The following is a 17,427-nucleotide window of genomic DNA, read 5'->3' on the forward strand; positions in this document are numbered from 1 at the left end:
TGCACATGGGAGCGCTCCCATGTGCCGGAGTGCCGATCTCCCACGCCCACCGCCTCTGTCGACGAAAGGCCCTCCCGGTGAATGCCTCACCACCCTCCGCACGGCCCGTGCGCAACCGCCCCCGGTACCGGAGACGCGTGTTCGGGATGTCGGCTGCCGCCTTACTGTTCGCGGCGGCGCTGGCGGTGCCCGGCACGTCCGGTGCCCTGGCAGCCGAACCCGGCCCCGAACAGATCACCAACGGCGACTTCGCCGCCGGTACCGCCCCCTGGTGGTGGACGGCGAACGCTCCGGCGGCCGTGTCGGACGGCCGGCTGTGCGCGGAGGTGCCCGCCGGTACGGCCAACGCCTGGGACGTCATCGTCGGCCAGAACGATGTCCCGATCGTCGCGGGCGAGAGCTACGAGCTTTCCTACACGGCCACTTCGACCGTCCCCCTGACCGTCCAGACCCGGGTCCAGGAGGCGGCGGAGCCGTACACCACGGTGCTCTCCACCGCAGACCCGGTGGGTACGGAGGTCACACAGGTGACTCGTACGTTCACGGCCTCGGTGGACCTGCCGGCCGCCTCGGTGCAGCTGCAGATCGGCGGGGGTGAGCGGGCGACGGACTTCTGTCTGGACGACGTATCGCTGCGGGGCGGGGCCGAACCTCCCGTGTACGTACCGGACACCGGCTCGCCCGTACGCGTCAACCAGGTCGGGTACCTGCCCCACGGTCCCAAGAGCGGCACCGTGGTCACCGACGCCGACGCGCCGCTGACATGGACGGTGAAGGCCGGGGACGGCTCGACGGCCGCCACCGGTACGACGGTTCCGCACGGAGAGGACCCCAGCTCGCGTCAGCGGGTCCACACCTTCGACTTCGACGGCCTCACCACGGCGGGCGACGGCTACACCGTTGAGGTCGACGGTGAGGTGAGCGAGCCGTTCTCGATCCGTGGCGACCTGTACGACGGACTGCGCTCCGACGCGCTGGCGTACTTCTACCACAACCGCAGCGGCACCCCGATCGAGGCGGACCTCGTCGGTGAGGAGTACGCGCGCCCGGCCGGCCACATCGGTGTCGCCCCCAACAAGGGCGACACGGACGTGCCCTGCCGGACGGGGGAATGTGACTACCGGCTGGACGTGTCGGGCGGCTGGTACGACGCGGGCGACCACGGCAAGTACGTGGTCAACGGCGGTATCTCGGTGGCCCAGCTGATGTCCACGTACGAGCGCACCCTGACCGCCCCGAACGCCGAGTCGGCAGAGCTCGGCGACGGTGAGCTGCGGGTGCCCGAACGCGACAACGGAGTGCCGGACATCCTGGACGAGGCGCGCTGGGAGATGGACTTCCTGATCAAGATGCAGGTCCCGGCCGGCGAGCCGCTGGCGGGGATGGCGCACCACAAGATGCATGACGCCGAGTGGACCGGGCTGCCTATGAAGCCACATCTCGATCCGCAGCAGCGTGAGTTGCATGCGCCGTCGACGGCGGCCACGCTGAACCTCGCCGCCTCGGCCGCCCAGTGCGCCCGGCTCTACGCCCCCTTCGACGAGGACTTCGCGGACCGCTGCCTGCGGGCCGCGGAGACCGCGTGGACCGCGGCGGAACAGCACCCGGACGTGCTCGCCGACCCGAACGACGGCACCGGCGGCGGCGCGTACAGCGACAACGACGTCTCGGACGAGTTCTACTGGGCGGCCGCCGAGCTGTTCACCACGACGGGCAAGGACACCTACCGCCAGGCGGTGCTCTCCTCCGACCTGCACGGTGACACGGACGCGGTCTTCCCGGCCGGCGGCGGCATCTCGTGGGGATCCACCGGCGGACTGGGCGTGCTCACCCTGGCCACCGTGCCGAACGGTCTGACGTCGGCGCAGCTCGGCGAGGTCCGCTCGGTGGTCACCGCGGCCGCCGACCGCTACGCCGCTCAGTCCCGCGCGCAGGTGTACGGGCTTCCGTACGCCCCCAAGGGCGAGGACTACGTCTGGGGATCCAACAGTCAGGTCCTGAACAACATGACCGTGCTGGCCACGGCACATGATCTGACCGGTGACTCCGTCTACCAGGACGCCGTGCTGCGGGGCGCCGACTACCTGCTCGGCCGCAACCCCCTCAACCAGTCGTACGTCACCGGCTACGGCGAGCGGGACTCCCGGAACCAGCACCACCGTTTCTGGGCGCATCAGAACGACCCCGCTCTGCCGCACCCGGCAGCCGGTTCCATGGCGGGCGGCCCCAACCTGACCGCGGGAGCATCCGGCGATCCGGTGGCGGCGGAGAAGCTGAGCGGCTGCGCCCCGGCCATGTGCTACATCGACGACATCGGCTCCTGGGCGACCAACGAGATCACCATCAACTGGAACGCGCCGCTGGCCTTCATCGCCTCCTACCTGGACGACGCGGGCGATGGGCAGGCCGACCTGGCCCGTACCTGCAAGGTCGCGTACTCCTCACACCCGTGGAACAGCGGCTCGACGGTGACGGTCCGCGTCGAGAACACCGGCCCGGAACCGGTCTCGCCGTGGTCGCTGACGTGGCTGTTCTCCGGCGAGCAGCGCCTGAGCCACACATGGAGCGCGGAGTTCGGCCAGTCCGGCCGGACGGTCAGCGCGAGGCCGCTCTCGTGGAACCGGGCCCTGGCCCCGGGCGCATCGGTCGACTTCGGCTTCAACACCTCGGCCGCGGGCCCGGCGCCGGATCCGAGGTCGTTCAAGTTGAACGGCCGGGCCTGCACGTCGGGCTGATCGCGATACAGGTGCGTACGAGCCCGGGGGCGGTGACCCTTCGCGGGATGCCGCTCCCGGGCGTACCGGGCGCGGTACCGGGCGCGGTCCCGCGGTGCGGCAGCTCAGCGGCGGGCCGGTACGCCTCGGGCGCGGTCGGTCCGATGCGACCGGCGAGCCGGGGTCCCCTCATCAGGAGCCTCGGGCCGGGTGTCTCTCCTGGCGCCGGGCGGCCGGCCGGTGACGCGGTTGAAGGCCCGGCCGACGTCGGGGAACCGAAGGGGTTGGCGTGCGGGGCCGCCGGAACCGGGTAATGTCTTTGTCATGTTCTTCCAGACGCCGATTTGCGAGTGAGCGCGTGATGGGCCCCTGCTGACGTCTTTCGACGTCGTTGCCCGTCCCCCACCGATGAATCCGTAGATCAATTCACATCATTACCCGGGAGAACCCATGACCGTGAGCAAGAACATCAACAACCCCGTGGGGATGGGCGGCGGCCAGCGCAAGAGGCTGTCGCGCGCCGAACGGCAGAACAACGGTCCGCACCGCAACCTCGACCGCCAGGGTGCAGCCGACCAGAAGGCGGAGCTGGTACGCAAGATGCGCGAGAAGGCAGGCGCAGCTGAGGGCGCCGGGCAGGCGGACGACGACACCGCACAGAGCTGACGCACCGCCGCCGCAGGGCGGCACCGCACAGCAGCAGGGCCCGGTCCGCGACGCGCGGTCCGGGCCCTGCTGCCGCCGTCGGCGATGGTGACCGCACGGCCCCCCACCACCTGAGGGTCGGTGGAGTACCGACAGTTCTCGAACAGCTCGGCCATCGTGCACATCGGCGCCCGCGTCCGCTCCCCTTCCAGCACATCGGCGATGAGCCGCTGAGCCGTCGCGTCGAGCCCGGTGGTGGGCTCGTCGAGCAGCAGTAGATCCGCCTCCTGGGCCAATCCCTGTGCGACGAGAGCGCGCTGGCGCTGGCACGACAGCTCCCCCAGCTGCCGATGGGCGAGGGCGCTGATGCCGAGCCCGCTCATGCTCGCCTCCACGGCGTCCCGGTCCCGCCGGGACGGCCGTCGCCACGGTCCGCTGTGGCTCCGCCTCCCCATCGCCACCGTGTCCCGCACCGTGAGCGGCAGCACATCGGCCGCCCTGCTACGCTGCGTCACGAACGCCACGCGCCTGTCCGTAGGGTGCTGATGCTGTCGCTGGGCGTGATCATCGTCTCGTGCCCGGAGTCGTTCGCGGTCGACCTGACCGGCTTCCTCTTCGGAGATGTGCTCGCCGTGCGCCCTGCAGACCTTGCCTACCTCGGAGGCGCGCTGGTCATCGCGCTGGTGGTCTCCGTACTCGGCTACGCCGATGTCCACCCCACCGGCCGGGCGAACGCGAGACACGGCCCGGGCCCGACGTCCGGCACCGCTCGCGCGGCCCCGGGGCTGTCCCTCTGCGGCAGGCGCCAAACGTCCTTCTCCGTGGCGTATACCACGTCACCGGGTGGATTGCCCCGAGGATCGATCAGGGAAGCCATATGACGCCCAAGATCAGCTCGAAAGGTGGCATGCTCTCGTGACGCTCGTAGCGCCTCCCCCCATACCCAGAGCAGCAGGCTCGGTCCCGCTGCTGGGTCACGCGGTACAGCTCGTACGCGACAACCTCGGCTTCATCGCCTCACTCCGTGCCGATTACGGCCCGCTGGTCGAGATCACTCTCCAGCCCGGCACCCGCACTCTGATCGTCCAGGACCCCGACCTCATCCGCACCATGCTGACCGACCTCGGTCCCGGTCTCGACAAGGGACGCTTCTTCGAGAAGATGGGTCAGCTGCTGGGCGACTCCGTCGTCACCGCCGCGGGCCAGGAGCATGTCCGCAAGCGACGCCAGCTCCAACCCGCCTTCGCCCGGCCGGAGATCGCCCGGTACGTCGACATCATGAGGGACGCGACGACCACCGCCGTCGACTCGTGGGCCCCTGGCCGTCAGCTCGACGTCCGCGAGGCCATGGTCGAGCTCTCCCTCGAGATGCTCGCCAAGACCGTCTTCGCCGGCAGCCTGGATGACGCGACGTTCCGTCAGTTGCGCAAGGACCTCTCGGTCGTCATGAACGGTGTCGGGGCGCGCGTCATGCTGCCCGACTGGGTGGAGAAACTCCCCCTGCCCTTCAACCGCCGGTTCACGGCAGCCCGGGACGCGGTTCGGGCCACCATCGACCGTGCCGTGGCCGAACTCCACGAATCGGGGCAGGAATCCGGTGACATGCTGTCCCTGCTGCTCCGCACCACGGACGAGGAGACCGGCCTTCCGCTGACCGGGCACCAGATCAGTTCGGAGATTCTCACTCTGGCCGTGGCGGGCACGGAGACCACCGCCTCGGTCCTGGCCTGGGCGCTCCACGAGATCGCCCGGGACGCCGATGTCGAACGAAGGGTTCTGGACGAGCTCGACACAGTCCTCGACGGCCGGCCCATCGCGTTCGAGGACCTCCCCCGTCTGCCCTACCTCGGCCGCGTCATCCAGGAAACGCTGCGGTTACACCACACCGGATGGCTCGTCACCCGTCGCACCGTCACCCGGACACAACTGGGGCCGTGGTCCATACCCGCCGGCACCGAACTGGCCTACTGCCAGCACGCGTTGCACCGCGACCCCGCTCTCTTCCCCGACCCGCTCACCTTCGACCCGGACCGCTGGCTGCAAGAAGCGCAGGCCGAGGCTTTCACGCCCGGGGCGTTCCTCCCCTTCGGTGCCGGCAAGCACAAGTGCATCGGAGACCGGTTCGCCCTCACCGAGCTGGTCACCGCCATCGCGACGATCATCAGGCGAGTGCGGTTCGATCTCCCGCCGGGCCGGACGGTCCGGCCCGTGGCCCGGGCCACCGTGCGGCCCAGCACCCTGCTGATGACCACACACCGGCGAACCGGCTCCACGGACCAGGACTGACGGCACCGAGGACCTTCCGGCTCCGGCCGGGACCGGGAACGTCCCGGGCCCGGCCGGCCGGGAGCGTGGCCCTCAGGCGGAACGGCCTCTATCGAATCAGGTTCTAGTATCCTGATTCAATATTCGCCTACCGGCAGGGGGCTCCATGTCCAGGACCGGGGAAGCAGCGGAAGCGGAGCAACTTCGTTACGCATGGCGCGTGTTGTCCGTTGTCAGCATGGCGAGCATTCTCATCGCACTCGGCAGCAGCTCGCTGAACGTCGCGCTCCCGGACGTGGTGAGGCACTTCGACGCCGGTGCTGCGGCCGCGAACTGGATCCTGTTGTCCTACATGCTGGCCAACACGGTGCTCCTGGTCGTGTTCGGCCGGCTGGCGGACATGTTCGGGCGGCGCACCATGTATCTGCTCGGGCTGGCCACGTACACCGCCGCCAGCCTACTTCTCGGTTTCGCCCCGGGGGCGTGGTTCCTGGTGGGCCTGCGGGTGGTCCAGGCCGCCGGGGGCGCGATGCTGCTGGCCAACAGTGCGGCGCTGCTGGCCGACGCGTTCCCGCCCCGGCACATGGCGCGTGGCATGGGGGTCTACATCGCGTCGTTCTCCGTGGCGCAGCTGGTGGGCCCGACTCTGGGCGGATATCTGACGCACCGTTTCGGCTGGGAGTGGGTGTTCTGGTACAACGTGCCGATCGGCCTGGTGTGCCTGGTCCGGGGTGCCGTGGTGTTGCGCAGGGTCGGCGGCCGAGGCGGTGACCGCGGCATCGATCTGCCGGGGAATCTGCTCGTCCTGGTCGGTCTGGGAGGCCTGTTGATCGGCCTGTCGGAGGTCGGCGACCGTAGCTGGGGCGATCCGGTGGTGGTCACCTGCCTGGCACTCTTCGCGCTGCTGGTGCCGTTGTTCCTCGTGGTGGAGCGGCGCAGCGCCCGTCCGGTGGTGGATGTCGGGCTCTTCCGGGACGTGCCGTTCGCGCTGGGCCTTTTGACGTCGTTCCTGAACGCGGTGTCCCGGATGGCCGTGGTCCTGCTGATCGCGCTTTTCTACCAGGCGGTGCACGGGGAGGACCCGGTGTCGGCCGGATTGAAGGTCCTGCCGCTGCCGGTCGCCGCGATGATCGCGTCGGCGTGCTCGGGAATGCTGCACTCGAGGCTGGCACCGCGCACGATCGTGCTGATCAGTACGTCGGTCGGCACTGCGGGGCTGCTGGTTCTTCTCCTGGAGATGTCCGTGGGTGTGGGCTACGCGCCGATCGCCTGCGGGCTGGTGCTCGTCGGGGTGGGCTCGGGGATGTTCATGCCGGCCAACACCACGGCGATGCTGGACGGTATCGCGCCCGACCGGATCGGGATCGTCAACGCGATGCGTCTGATGATCCAGAACACGGGAGTGGTGGTGAGTACGGCGCTGGCCATGTCGCTCGTCACCCGTGCGCTGCCGGCAGGGCTGCGCGACCGGGTCTTCGACGGAACGATCTCCCGTGTGGCTCCGCACTCACTTGGACAGCTGGTCACCGGCTACCGGCTGGCCCTGCTCGTGATGGCGGTCATCTCCGCGCTGGCGGTGCTCGCCTCGCTCGGCCGGCCGCGGTCGGCGGACGATCCCGCCGAGGCTGCCGACCGCACGAGGCGAAGGTCCCCCGCGCCGGACGGTGTCAGTCCGCCGCCGCCCCCGGGGTGACCGGCTCAGGAGCCTTTGCCGGCGCCACGGCGGCGCGTCGCCACGGCCCGTGGAAGAACAGCGTCGCCGGGAGGAACAGCACCATGCAGCCGAGCGCGATGACCATCCACAGGTGCCAGCTCGCGTGCTCGACCACGCGTGGCACGGCGAACAGCGCGAGCACCGCCACGGCCTTGGACGTGAAGCCGAACAGGCCCCACGCGCTGCCCTGAAGCCGGGGGTCGATGTTCTCGGCGTCCTCGGAGAAGTTGGCCATCCAGGGACCGTAGGCCACGCCCATCGCACCGCCGAGCAGAGCGCCGGTGATCATCAGGTGCGGATGCGAGACGTCTTGGCGCCCCATCAGGTGCACGAGGTAACCGGTGACCGCCACCGCCGCGAGCGTTCCGCCCACACAGAGGGGTTTGCGCAGTTGCAGACGGTCGGAGATCCGGCCGCTCACCACGACCGTGACCAGATTGAGCACCCAGAAGACCGACATGATCCCGGCCGCGGTCGACGCGCTCAGGCCGAACGAGTCCCCGAGCATGAGCGGCCCGTACAGAGAGAGCGTAAGGAAGAGCACGAGCCACAGCCCGATGCCGACGACGTGCGCCACCATGTTGCGGTGGGCAAGGAGGCCACGGGCCCTGGGCGGTGTGGTGGGGCCGGCCGTGACGATCGCCCGCTTCTCCGTCTGCTGGATGCGTCCGCGCAGTTCGGGAGAGAGGTCGGCGATGTTGTAAGCGATCACCAGAGAGGCGGCCAGGGACACCACGGCCATGATGACGAACTGGGAGCGCCACGAGTCGTGGAAGAGCGGCAGGGTGGCACTCGCGATCGCGGCGGCCAGGAAGTTGGCGCCGACCGGGCCCCAGGTCCAGAAGCCGAAGGCCTGGGCGCGCCCCATGCGTGGTGAGAAGTCGCGTACGAGCGGCGCGGTGCCCGCGAGCGCCATGCCGTCGATGACCGAGAGCGCGACCCGGGCCAGGAGCAGTTGTGTGGGTGAGTGCACCGTGGTCATCAGTACGCAGCACACCGTGGTGAGCAGCATGAGCGGGATGAGCAGACGCACCCGGCCCAGTGTGTCGGTGAGCCGGCCGCCGGCCATGGAGGCGAGGGCACCGGCGACGGTGGCCAGCGCGGAGACGGTGCCGTAGGTGGACAGCGACATGTCCAGGTCTTCGAGCAGCAAGGGGGCGACGGGGGCGATCTGCCCCTCGTACGATCCGATCAGGACGGCGAGCACGGCCATGCTGAGGATGCGTATCCGGCGTCCGCCGGTGGGGTACTCGTCGAGTTCGCGTACGTAGGAGAGCCTCATTGCCCGGGCCTTTCTGCGAGTGGTGTTCCGCCTCTGTCCGTCGAGCGAGGTGCGGCGTCCTTCGAGCGGCCGTGACCGGCGTGAGGGGACCGAAGGCCGCCGCGGTCGCAGCAGGCGACCGCGGCGGCCTTCGGGTGGCGCCGCGAGGGTGGTTCAGTTCCAGGTGATCAGTGCGTCCAGTGCCTCGACCTCGCTCCCCCGGACGAGGAGGGGGTTGACCTCCAGCGATTCCAGCCGCGGGCCGAGGCTTCCGGCGAGCTCCCCGATCCGGGCGATCACTTCGGCGACCTTGTCGAGGTCTGCGGGCTCCGTCCCGCGTGCCCCTTCGAGCAGTCGGGCGCCACGGAGTTCGCCCAGGGCGCGGCGGATGCCGACGGTGTCCACCGGCATCATCCGCAGCACCGAGTCGCGCAGTACCTCGACCCAGATCCCGCCGAGAGCGACGGCCATGGTCAGTCCCCATGCCGGATCGCGGACCACACCGACGAGCAGTTCCACTCCGCCGCTGCGCTGCGGCTGCACGAGGGTGCCGGCACCGGTCAGTCCGCGGTCGCGCAGGGCGGCACACACCTCGCCGTGAGCCTCGCGCACGGCCTCCGGTCCGGTCAGCCCGAGCCGCACCCCGCCGATGTCGCTCTTGTGCCCGAGTCCCTCGGCGACGGCCTTCAGCACCACGGGGTACCCGAATGCGGCAGCCGCCTCGACCGCCTCGTCCTCGGTGGCGGCCAGGGCGGAAGGGACGACCGGGACACCGTTGTCCGAGAGCAGCCGGGACGCCCGGTGCTCCGCCCAGAGCCCTGTGGTCTCGCCCCGCACGACAGGTGGCACGCCCTTGTCGGCCGGGGCGGTCCCGTCGGTCTCGCCCAGGGCGCGGGACCAGCGGACGGCCGCACCGATCGCGGTCATGGCGTGCTCGATCCCGCCCACCACGTACGGGAATCCCGTCTCCCGCTGGACCTGGCGGCCCACCTCCGTGATGTCGGTGAGCACGTTGCCCGCGACGATCACCGGCCGCCGCGCGTCGCGGATGCGCTGCGCGGTCGCGGCGAAGTGCTGCAGCGTCAGGTTCAGGTCGGCGGGTGGCAGCCGCGGCAGGTCGGTCAGGAGCATGACCGCGTCGACGCCCGGATCGTCGGCCACCACCTCCAGGGCCCGGCTGAGGAGCGTGCGGTCCACGACCACATAGCCGGTGACGTCCAGCGGATTCTGGACGGTGGCGAAGTCCGGCAGGATCTCCTTCAGCCGTGCCACCGTCTCCGGGGCGAACGGAGGCAGTTCCAGTCCTTCCTGCTCGGCACGGTCGGCTATGACCTCGCAGGCCCCGCCGGAAGGGGTCACCACGGCGATCCGTGGTCCCCGTACCGGACCGGTCTGGGCCAGCAGCCCGGCCGTGATGATCAGGTCCTCCAGGGAGCGGACGCGTACCACCCCCAGCTGCCGGAACGCCGCGTCGACGACCGCGTCGTCCCCGACGAGGGCTCCGGTGTGGGCTTGGGCGGTGTGCGAGGCGAGTGCGCTGGATCCGATCTTGAGTGCCACGATCGGTTTGCCGGCCCGGGCGGCGCGGCGGGCGGCGCGGGCGAATTCCTCGGGGCGGCGTACGGACTCCAGGAACAGCGCGATCACCCGGGTGGCGGGATCGTCCACGAGGTGGTCGATGACGTCGGTGACCGAGACCATCGTCTCGTTGCCCATCGAAGTGAGCAGGCTGAGACCGACGTTGCGGGCCTGGGCGAAGGCGAGGATGGAGCTGGCCAGTGCCCCGCTCTGCAGCACCACGCCCACGGGGCCGCTGATCAGCGGGGGCGGGATCGGCAGTCCGTACGGGGTGGTTCCCTCGGTGGCGTTGATGTATCCGTTGCCGTTGGGGCCGAGCACGGTCAGCTGGTTCTCACGTGCGAAGGCGAGGATCTCCTCCTCGAGACGTCTGCCCTCCGGTCCGGTCTCGCCGAAGCCCGCGGTGAGCACGACGTAGCTGCGGATTCCCAGACCCGCGCCCTCTCGCAGTACCGGCAGCACCGCGGGTGTCGGAACCATGACGTAGGCCATGTCGACCGCTTCACCGATGTCCGTGAGGCTGCGGTGGGCGCGCCGGCCGTGCACCACCTCCGTACGGGGATTGACGAGGTGGACCGGGCCGCGGAAGCCGTTGGTGCGCAGGTTGTCGAACGTGGACAGCGACCACCCCGATTTGTCCGTCGCACCCACCAGCGCGATGGAGCGGGGCGCGAAGAGGGCGTGCATCGCCTCGGTGCGGATCTGTGTCGTGGCCGTGCTCATGCGCTCTCCTTCACTCGGAAGCACGGCAGCGCGGGGGACTCCTCGCCGCCCAGCCGGGTGATCTCCAGCTCCACCCGGTCACCGATCCGGACCGGAGCGCCGCTCACGATCCGCGACATCATCCGTACGCCCTCGTCGAGGTCGATGAGGGCGACGGTGTACGGCGGATCGCCGGCGGACGGGCTGAAGGCCCGGTGCGCGACGGTGTACGAGTAGACGGTGCCTGTCCCCGGGGAGGTGACCCAGTCCAGCCGCTCACCGAAGCAGTGCGGGCACAGGGCCCGGGGGTAGAACACGGCACGGTCGCAGTCCGCGCAGTGCTGGAGACGCAGCTCACCGGCTGCGATGCCGTCCCAGAACGGCTGTGTCTCCGCATCCGGCACAAGATCCCCCACGGTGATCAGCTCCTTCCGAGTACAACGGTGGACGTGGACGAGAGGACCCCACCGGTGCCGTGCACCAGGGCCAGTTGTGCCCCGTCGACCTGTCGCGGCGGGTCGGAGGCGAAGTCGTGCCGCAGCTGCCGGGTCGCCTCGATGAGCAGGAAGATGCCGTACATGCCGGGGTGCGTGTAGGACAGTCCGCCGCCGTTCGTGTTCATCGGCATGTCGCCCCCGGGGGCCGTGCGGCCCGAGGCGACGAACTCCCCCGCCTCGCCCGGCTTGCAGAACCCCAGGGACTCGAGGGTGAGCAGCACGGTGATGGTGAAGGAGTCGTAGATCTCCAGCAGGTCGAGATCGTCGTGGGTGACGCCGGCCGTCTTCATCGCGGCCGGGCCTGAGTGCACCGCTCCGGTGACGGTCAGGTCGGGCATCTGGGCGATGGAGCTGTGCGTGGTCGTCTCGCCGTGGCCGAGCACCTCGACCGGGTGGGTGTCGACGTCGGGCCAGCGGTCCTCCGCGGCCACGACCACCGCGCCGCCGCCGTCGGTGACCAGGCAGCAGTCCAGCAGGTGCAGCGGATCGCTGATCATCGGGGAGCCGAGCACATCGTCGACCGTGATCGGCTCGCGGTGGTAGGCGTCCGGATTGAGCGCTGCCCACCGCCGGGCGCTGACCGCGACCTCGGCCAGTTGTTCGCCCGTGGCGCCGTACTGGTGGAAGTAGCGGTTGGCGGCGAGCGCGTAGGCGCCGACCGGTTGCGGCAGCCCGAAGGGCCGGTCGAACTGCTCGGTCAGTGTCGCGGGCGGCCTGGGGGCGGTGCGCGAGCGGTTGCTGCGCTGGGTACTGCCGTAGGTGATCAGCGCGACGTCGATCAGCCCGGCCTCGACGGCCGCGGTCGCATGGCCGAGGTGCGCCTCGAACGACGACCCGCCGATGTTGGTGCCGTCCAGGTAGTCCGGTCGCAGTCCCAGGTATTCCGCCAGGGTCAGCGCCGGCGCCCATGACCAGTTCCCTGCCACGAAGAGCGCGTTCACGTCCTCGGGGCGGAGCCCGGCCTCGGTCAGGGCCGCCTTGCTCGCCCTGGCCTGCTGCGAGAGCACGGTCAGGTGCGGGGTCCTGCCCACCTCCGACTCGGCCACCCCGACGATGGCGGCGCGCCTGCGTCCGGTCATTCGCCGATCCCGCCCAGCCGCACGTGGCCCTTCAGAAGGTTGCGGGCGATGGTGCGGCGCTGGATCTCGTCGGTCCCCTCGAAGATCCGCAGGAGCCGCAGCTCGCGGTACCAGCGCTCGATCGGCAGCTCCTTGGTGTAGCCCATGCCGCCGTGGATCTGCAGGACGCGGTCCACCACCTGATTGGCCATCAGTGCTCCGTTGAGCTTGGCGATGGAGGAGGCGTGCCGGGCGTCCATGCCCTGCTGGACCCGCCAGGCGGCGTACAGGGTGAGCCACTTGGTGGATTCGATCTCGACCTGCGAGTCGGCTATCTGCCATTGGATCGCCTGGTAGTCGCCGATCGGATGACCCATCGAGTACCGGATCTTGGCGTAGTCCACGGCCATCTGCAGCATGCGCTCGGCGGAGCCGATCGCCCGGGCCGGGATCATGTAGCGCCCCTGGCCGATCCAGCGCAGCGCGAGCGCGAATCCCTGGCCCACCTCACCGAGTACGTTCTCGGCGGGGACGCGTACGTCGTCGAACACCAGCGCCGCAGGACCCCACTGGCCCATCGTCGGGATCGGCTCGGACTTCCAGCCCATGGCCCGGTCGACGAGGAAGCACGTGACCCCGCCGTCCGCGCCTGCGTCCGGGTCGGTGACGGCGAACACCATCACGAAGTCGGCCTCGTTGCCGCCGGTGATGAACGTCTTCTCGCCGTTGATCACCCAGTCGCCGCCGTCACGAACGGCGCGGGTGCGGATGTTGCGCGCGTCCGAGCCGGCTCCCGGCTCGGTGATGGCGAAGCAGGAGCGGCGCTCGCCTTCGATGGTCGGGACGAGATAGCGCTGCTTCTGTTCGTCGTTCGCGCTGTAGAGGATGTTGTCCGCCGAGCCGCCGAAGCTGAACGGGACGAACGTCCTTCCGGTCTCCATGGCGAGGATCGCGGACATGACGGCGCCGAGGTTCATCCCTCCGTACTCCTCGAGCGTGTTCATCCCCCAGAAGCCGGCCTTGCGAGCTTTGGCCCGGAGCTCGTCGAGCACATCGAGGGTGATCGCCGGGGCGCCCGCTCGTTCGTTGCGCAGTACGTCCTGTTCCAGTGGCATCACCTCCTTGGAGATGAAGGTGCGCACGGTGTCCCGGATCTGACGTTCCTCGACATTGAGGGAGAAATCGACCATCGAGAGGTGTCCTTTCCTGTTCGGGCGCGCGAGATGAGCAGCTGCACCTTTTTAGAATCGAACTCTAGGAACCAGTTCAGACTGTGCCCGGCCAGAGCGGCGTGTCAAGACACCTGTCACCACCAAGAGGGTCCGGATGTACGGAGCTCAGACGGCATGTGGTGGCACGGGAAGGGTGCGCCGGGGAAACGTCGCCGTCACGGCGGCGTGCCCAATTCTAAGATTGGATTCGGTACGGTGACCGTGTCGACGGCCGTCGACCGCACGGGAGGAGGGTCGTCATGGCGCGAAAGGCGGGCAACGCCGCGTCCGGAGGAAACGCCTGGCAGTGGAGCCGCACGGCGGAGACGCGGCGTGTGCTGCTGAACGCCGCCCGCGAGGTGTTCTGCGAACAGGGCTTCGCCGAGGCGAGTGTCGCGGCGGTGGTGGAGCGTGCCGACTCCAGCGTGGGCAGTCTGTACCACCACTTCGGGGGCAAGACCGAGCTCTTCCTCGCCCTCTGGGAGGAGCACCAGGCCGCCCATGAGCAGAACGCGGTGACCGCGGTCGCCGCGGCGCGGGCCAAGGACAAGGACAAGGACGAGGACGCGCTGGAGCTCTTCATCGCCGGGGCCCGCGCCTTCCTGGAGGGCTCCTGGGAACGCCGCGATCTGGCCCGGCTGTTCATGGACGGCGACGCTCCGCCGGGCTTCGAACTGGTCAGACGCACGCGCAGCCGGGAGTGGGTCCGGCAGAACGGGGTGCTGCTCGGCGCCGGCATCGATTCGGTCGGACGGCTCACCGTCGCCGTGCTGACCACGATCATCGGCGAGGCGGGACGCGAGATCGCCACCAGTTCGTCGAAGCGCCAGGCCAACAAGATCACCGAAGCCGCGATCGTCCTGATCCGCCGGCTCGGCTCCACGAGCATCGACACCTGACCCGGTCAGGCCGACAGAAGGGAAGCACGCGTGGCAGGGACGGAGCAGGAGGAGGCGTTCTTCACTGGCGCGGGTGGCGAGCTGGTGCCCGCCACCCACGCGCGCGGCTGGTGGACGCCGGGCATGATGCACGGGCGGCTGCTCGGGGGCCTCGCGGCCAGGGCGCTGGAGGCGGAACACGCCGCGGAGGGGCTGCACTTCACCCGGCTGACCGTCGACCTGTTCCGCAACGCGCCGATGGCGCCCGTGCGGGTCGAGACGCACCGGGTGCGCGACGGACGCCGGATCAGGGTCGCCGACGCGACCGTCCACGGTGCGAACGGCGTCGTCGCGCGGGCGAGCGCCGTCCTGCTGCGCCGCAGCGAGCAGCCGCCCGGCCGGGTCCCCGCTACGCCGCCCTGGGATGCTCCGCCCCCCGAACAGCTCTTCACCCCACGCGACGGGGCGTGGACGGCTTGGATGTTCGACGAGCACAACGAGTCGGCGAAAGGCGGCTGGCACGGCGACGTCAAGCGCCGGGCATGGCTTCGGGAGGCGCGCGAACTTGTGGCGGGCGAGCCGCTGTCACCGTTCGTACGGGCCGCACTGGCCGCGGACACCGCGAGTCCGCTCGTCCATGCGGGCGACGCGGGTCTCCAGTACATCAACGCCGACTACACCCTGTGCCTGAGCCGGCTGCCGCTCAGTGACGTCATAGGCCTGGAGTCCGGCGCCCACACGAGCGAGGAGGGCGTGGCCGTCGGGCACTGCACGCTGCACGACTCGGCGGGCCCGATCGGTTACTGCATGACCACCGCGGTCGCCAACCCGCAACGCCCCTGACCCTTGCCGCGCGGCGCCGGTGCCGCCTTGCCGCGGGCGGGCACCGGGGCTGTGCCGGCACGGCAGGCGAGGCGAGTCAACGGGGCGGTCCGGGCGCCGCGCGGACGGTGACCCGTCCGCGGTCGATCACGACGGTCCCGTCCGCCTTGGTGGTACGGAACCGTGCGGTGTCTCCGTCCTTCCATACGGAGACGGTCAGCGGCTCGCCGGGGAACACCGGGTTGCTGAAGCGGCCGGACATCGAGGCGAACCGGGACGGATCCGATTCCGCCAGGCTGTGCAGCAACGCACGCCCGGTGAACCCGTAGGTGCACAGGCCGTGCAGGATCGGCCGCTCGAAACCGGCCTTCGCCGCGAAGGCGGGATCGCTGTGCAGGGGGTTGCGGTCACCGGACAGCCGGTAGATCAGCGCCTGTTCGGGTCTCGTCGGGTAGGTGACCGTACGGTCCGGCGCACGGTCAGGTTCCGGCCAGCTGGACTGCGGGCCCCGCCCGCCGCCGAACCCGCCCTCCCCGCGGATGAACACGGAACTGCGCGACGTGATCAGCGGCTCGCCGGTGCCGGGGTCCACGGCCACCGCCTCGCTGGTCACCAGAGCGCCGGAGCCCTTGTCATGGATCCCGGTGACCTTGGATGTGATGCGCACGCTCCCGGCCGGTGCGAGCGGCCGGTGCAGGTCGAACGACTGCTCGGCGTGCACCAGCATCGCCGGGTCGAACACGCCGATGCCGGGGCCGCCGCCTCCCTGGGCGGCCAGTACGGCGAACGTCGGCAACACCTGCTGCTCCACGCCCCGGGTGTTCTCCGTGGTGAAGGGGAGTTCCCGCAGCGGATCGTCCAGCCCGGCGCCGACCCCCACCGCGTACAGCAGGGTGTCCGCGGAGGTCCAGGACCGCTCCACGGGCGCGGACTCGACTCCGATCACGCTGTGGTCGAGGGCCATGTCAGGAGCCCCCTGCCGGCGACAGGCCGTTCTGAAGCGCGTTGGGGCGGGCCTTGCCGACGATGGCAGGGATCACCTCGTCCAGCTCGGGCAGTTCCCAGCGTGCCTCCTTGTCGATCCCGGGCCCGGCGTGCCAGCCCTCCGCGACGCTGATCGTGCCGCCCCGCACGTTGAACACGCGCCCGGTGACACCGCGAGCGGCGGGGCTGCCGAGCCAGACCACCAGAGGGGCTACGTTCTCCGGAGCCGACGCGTCGAAGGCCTCCGGCGCCCGGGCAGGCCGCTCCGGGCGAAGGCCCTCTGTCATACGGGTGAGCGCCGCGGGCGCCACGGCGTTCACCGCGACGCCGTAGCGTTCCAGTTCGCGCGAGGCGATCACGGTCAGTCCGGCGATCCCGGCCTTGGCCGCGCCGTAGTTGGCCTGGCCCGGATTTCCGTAGAGGCCGGACGAGGACGTCGTGTTGATGACGCGCGCGTCGATCCGGACGCCGGCCTTCACCCGAGCCCGCCAGTACGCCGCCGCGTGGCGCAGCGGAGCGAACGTGCCGCCCAGGTGCACCCGTATCACGGCGTCCCACTCGGCGGCGGTCATGTTCACCAGCATCCGGTCGCGCAGGATCCCGGCATTGTTCACGAGTACATGCAGGTCCCCGAAGCGTGCCACCGTGGACTCCACGAGTCTCCGCGCACCCTCGAAGTCGGAGACGTCGTCGCCGTTGGCGACGGCCTCACCACCCGCCTCGCGGATCTCACGGACCACTTCGTCCGCCGGCCCCGAGGCGGCCCCGGTCCCGTCGACCTCCGAGCCCAGATCATTGACCACCACCTTCGCACCCTGCCGCGCGAATTCCAGCGCGTGGCCGCGGCCGATGCCGCGGGCCGCCCCTGTGACGATCACGACCCGGCCGTCCATGACGCCGCCCATAAGCCTCTCCTGTCCGTAACTCCAGCCCGGCCCCGCGGAGTTACGCAGCCGACCAATGTTGGAATCACTTTCTAAAAAGAGTCTCGATGCGGTGGATCGCTGTCAACCCTTCGCGACAGGGCCGCAGTGGCCGGTCGACACCGAGGGCGGACGGAGGGCGGACGGCAGCGACTCGCAAACGGACCCACAGTTC

Annotated in this window: 13 protein-coding genes and 2 pseudogenes; 7 read left to right on the forward strand and 8 right to left on the reverse strand. The window is 70.1% G+C overall.

The window, feature by feature from the left end; all coding sequences use genetic code 11:
• Positions 1-146: 146 nt before the first annotated feature.
• On the forward strand, positions 147-2,735 hold the full coding sequence (locus ACIBCU_RS29200; protein ID WP_399235416.1) for a glycoside hydrolase family 9 protein: 2,589 nt from the start codon (positions 147-149) through the stop codon (positions 2,733-2,735).
• 429 nt (positions 2,736-3,164) lie between these two features.
• The gene (locus ACIBCU_RS29205) at positions 3,165-3,380 is read left to right on the forward strand and encodes a DUF6243 family protein (protein ID WP_362930839.1); all 216 of its coding nucleotides are present in this window, start codon (positions 3,165-3,167) and stop codon (positions 3,378-3,380) included.
• 188 nt (positions 3,381-3,568) lie between these two features.
• Here the strand turns inward: ACIBCU_RS29205 and ACIBCU_RS29210 are convergent.
• Positions 3,569-3,901: pseudogene (locus ACIBCU_RS29210) on the reverse strand (ATP-binding cassette domain-containing protein); the annotation flags it as partial.
• On the opposite strand from ACIBCU_RS29210, the pseudogene ACIBCU_RS29215 reads away from it, so the two are divergent.
• From ACIBCU_RS29215 to ACIBCU_RS29225, 3 genes and pseudogenes are all read left to right on the forward strand, one after another.
• Positions 3,899-4,063, forward strand: a pseudogene (locus ACIBCU_RS29215) (metal ABC transporter permease); the annotation flags it as partial. The pseudogenes ACIBCU_RS29210 and ACIBCU_RS29215 sit on opposite strands and share 3 nt — an antisense overlap.
• A gap of 211 nt (positions 4,064-4,274) precedes the next feature.
• On the forward strand, positions 4,275-5,645 hold the full coding sequence (locus ACIBCU_RS29220; protein WP_399235093.1) for a cytochrome P450: 1,371 nt from the start codon (positions 4,275-4,277) through the stop codon (positions 5,643-5,645).
• 145 nt (positions 5,646-5,790) lie between these two features.
• Entirely contained in the window at positions 5,791-7,317 is a 1,527-nt protein-coding gene (locus ACIBCU_RS29225; protein ID WP_399235096.1) for an MFS transporter, read from the forward strand.
• Here ACIBCU_RS29225 and ACIBCU_RS29230 read toward each other — a convergent pair.
• The 5 genes from ACIBCU_RS29230 to ACIBCU_RS29250 all read right to left on the reverse strand — a co-directional run bounded on the left by ACIBCU_RS29230 (position 7,292) and on the right by ACIBCU_RS29250 (position 13,624).
• Positions 7,292-8,620, reverse strand: coding sequence for an MFS transporter (locus ACIBCU_RS29230; protein ID WP_362930845.1), 1,329 nt, complete (start codon positions 8,618-8,620; stop codon positions 7,292-7,294). The genes ACIBCU_RS29225 and ACIBCU_RS29230 overlap by 26 nt on opposite strands.
• Before the next feature lie 153 nt (positions 8,621-8,773).
• Positions 8,774-10,900, reverse strand: coding sequence for an acetate--CoA ligase family protein (locus ACIBCU_RS29235; protein ID WP_362930847.1), 2,127 nt, complete (start codon positions 10,898-10,900; stop codon positions 8,774-8,776).
• Positions 10,897-11,295, reverse strand: coding sequence for a Zn-ribbon domain-containing OB-fold protein (locus ACIBCU_RS29240; protein ID WP_399235099.1), 399 nt, complete (start codon positions 11,293-11,295; stop codon positions 10,897-10,899). Before ACIBCU_RS29240 ends, ACIBCU_RS29235 begins: the two co-directional genes overlap by 4 nt.
• Before the next feature lie 5 nt (positions 11,296-11,300).
• Complete coding sequence (locus ACIBCU_RS29245; protein ID WP_399235101.1) at positions 11,301-12,455, reverse strand: acetyl-CoA acetyltransferase; 1,155 nt, start codon at positions 12,453-12,455, stop codon at positions 11,301-11,303.
• Positions 12,452-13,624, reverse strand: coding sequence for an acyl-CoA dehydrogenase family protein (locus ACIBCU_RS29250; RefSeq protein ID WP_399235103.1), 1,173 nt, complete (start codon positions 13,622-13,624; stop codon positions 12,452-12,454). Before ACIBCU_RS29250 ends, ACIBCU_RS29245 begins: the two co-directional genes overlap by 4 nt.
• Positions 13,625-13,905: 281 nt before the next feature.
• Between ACIBCU_RS29250 and ACIBCU_RS29255 the strand changes: the two genes are divergently transcribed.
• Complete coding sequence (locus tag ACIBCU_RS29255) at positions 13,906-14,544, forward strand: TetR/AcrR family transcriptional regulator (protein WP_399235105.1); 639 nt, start codon at positions 13,906-13,908, stop codon at positions 14,542-14,544.
• A 30-nt stretch (positions 14,545-14,574) separates the two neighbouring features.
• Positions 14,575-15,366, forward strand: coding sequence for a thioesterase family protein (locus ACIBCU_RS29260; RefSeq protein ID WP_399235107.1), 792 nt, complete (start codon positions 14,575-14,577; stop codon positions 15,364-15,366).
• Between the two features lie 76 nt (positions 15,367-15,442).
• Here ACIBCU_RS29260 and ACIBCU_RS29265 read toward each other — a convergent pair whose 3' ends face one another.
• Positions 15,443-16,309 (reverse strand): MaoC/PaaZ C-terminal domain-containing protein, encoded by an 867-nt coding sequence (locus ACIBCU_RS29265; RefSeq protein WP_362930859.1) that lies wholly within the window; start codon positions 16,307-16,309, stop codon positions 15,443-15,445.
• Between the two features lies 1 nt (position 16,310).
• Positions 16,311-17,234, reverse strand: coding sequence for an SDR family oxidoreductase (locus ACIBCU_RS29270; protein ID WP_362930861.1), 924 nt, complete (start codon positions 17,232-17,234; stop codon positions 16,311-16,313).
• Positions 17,235-17,427 lie beyond the last annotated feature (193 nt).

It is taken from the genome of Streptomyces sp. NPDC051064 (genome assembly GCF_044455985.1).
Classification (GTDB): Bacteria; Actinomycetota; Actinomycetes; order Streptomycetales; family Streptomycetaceae; genus Streptomyces.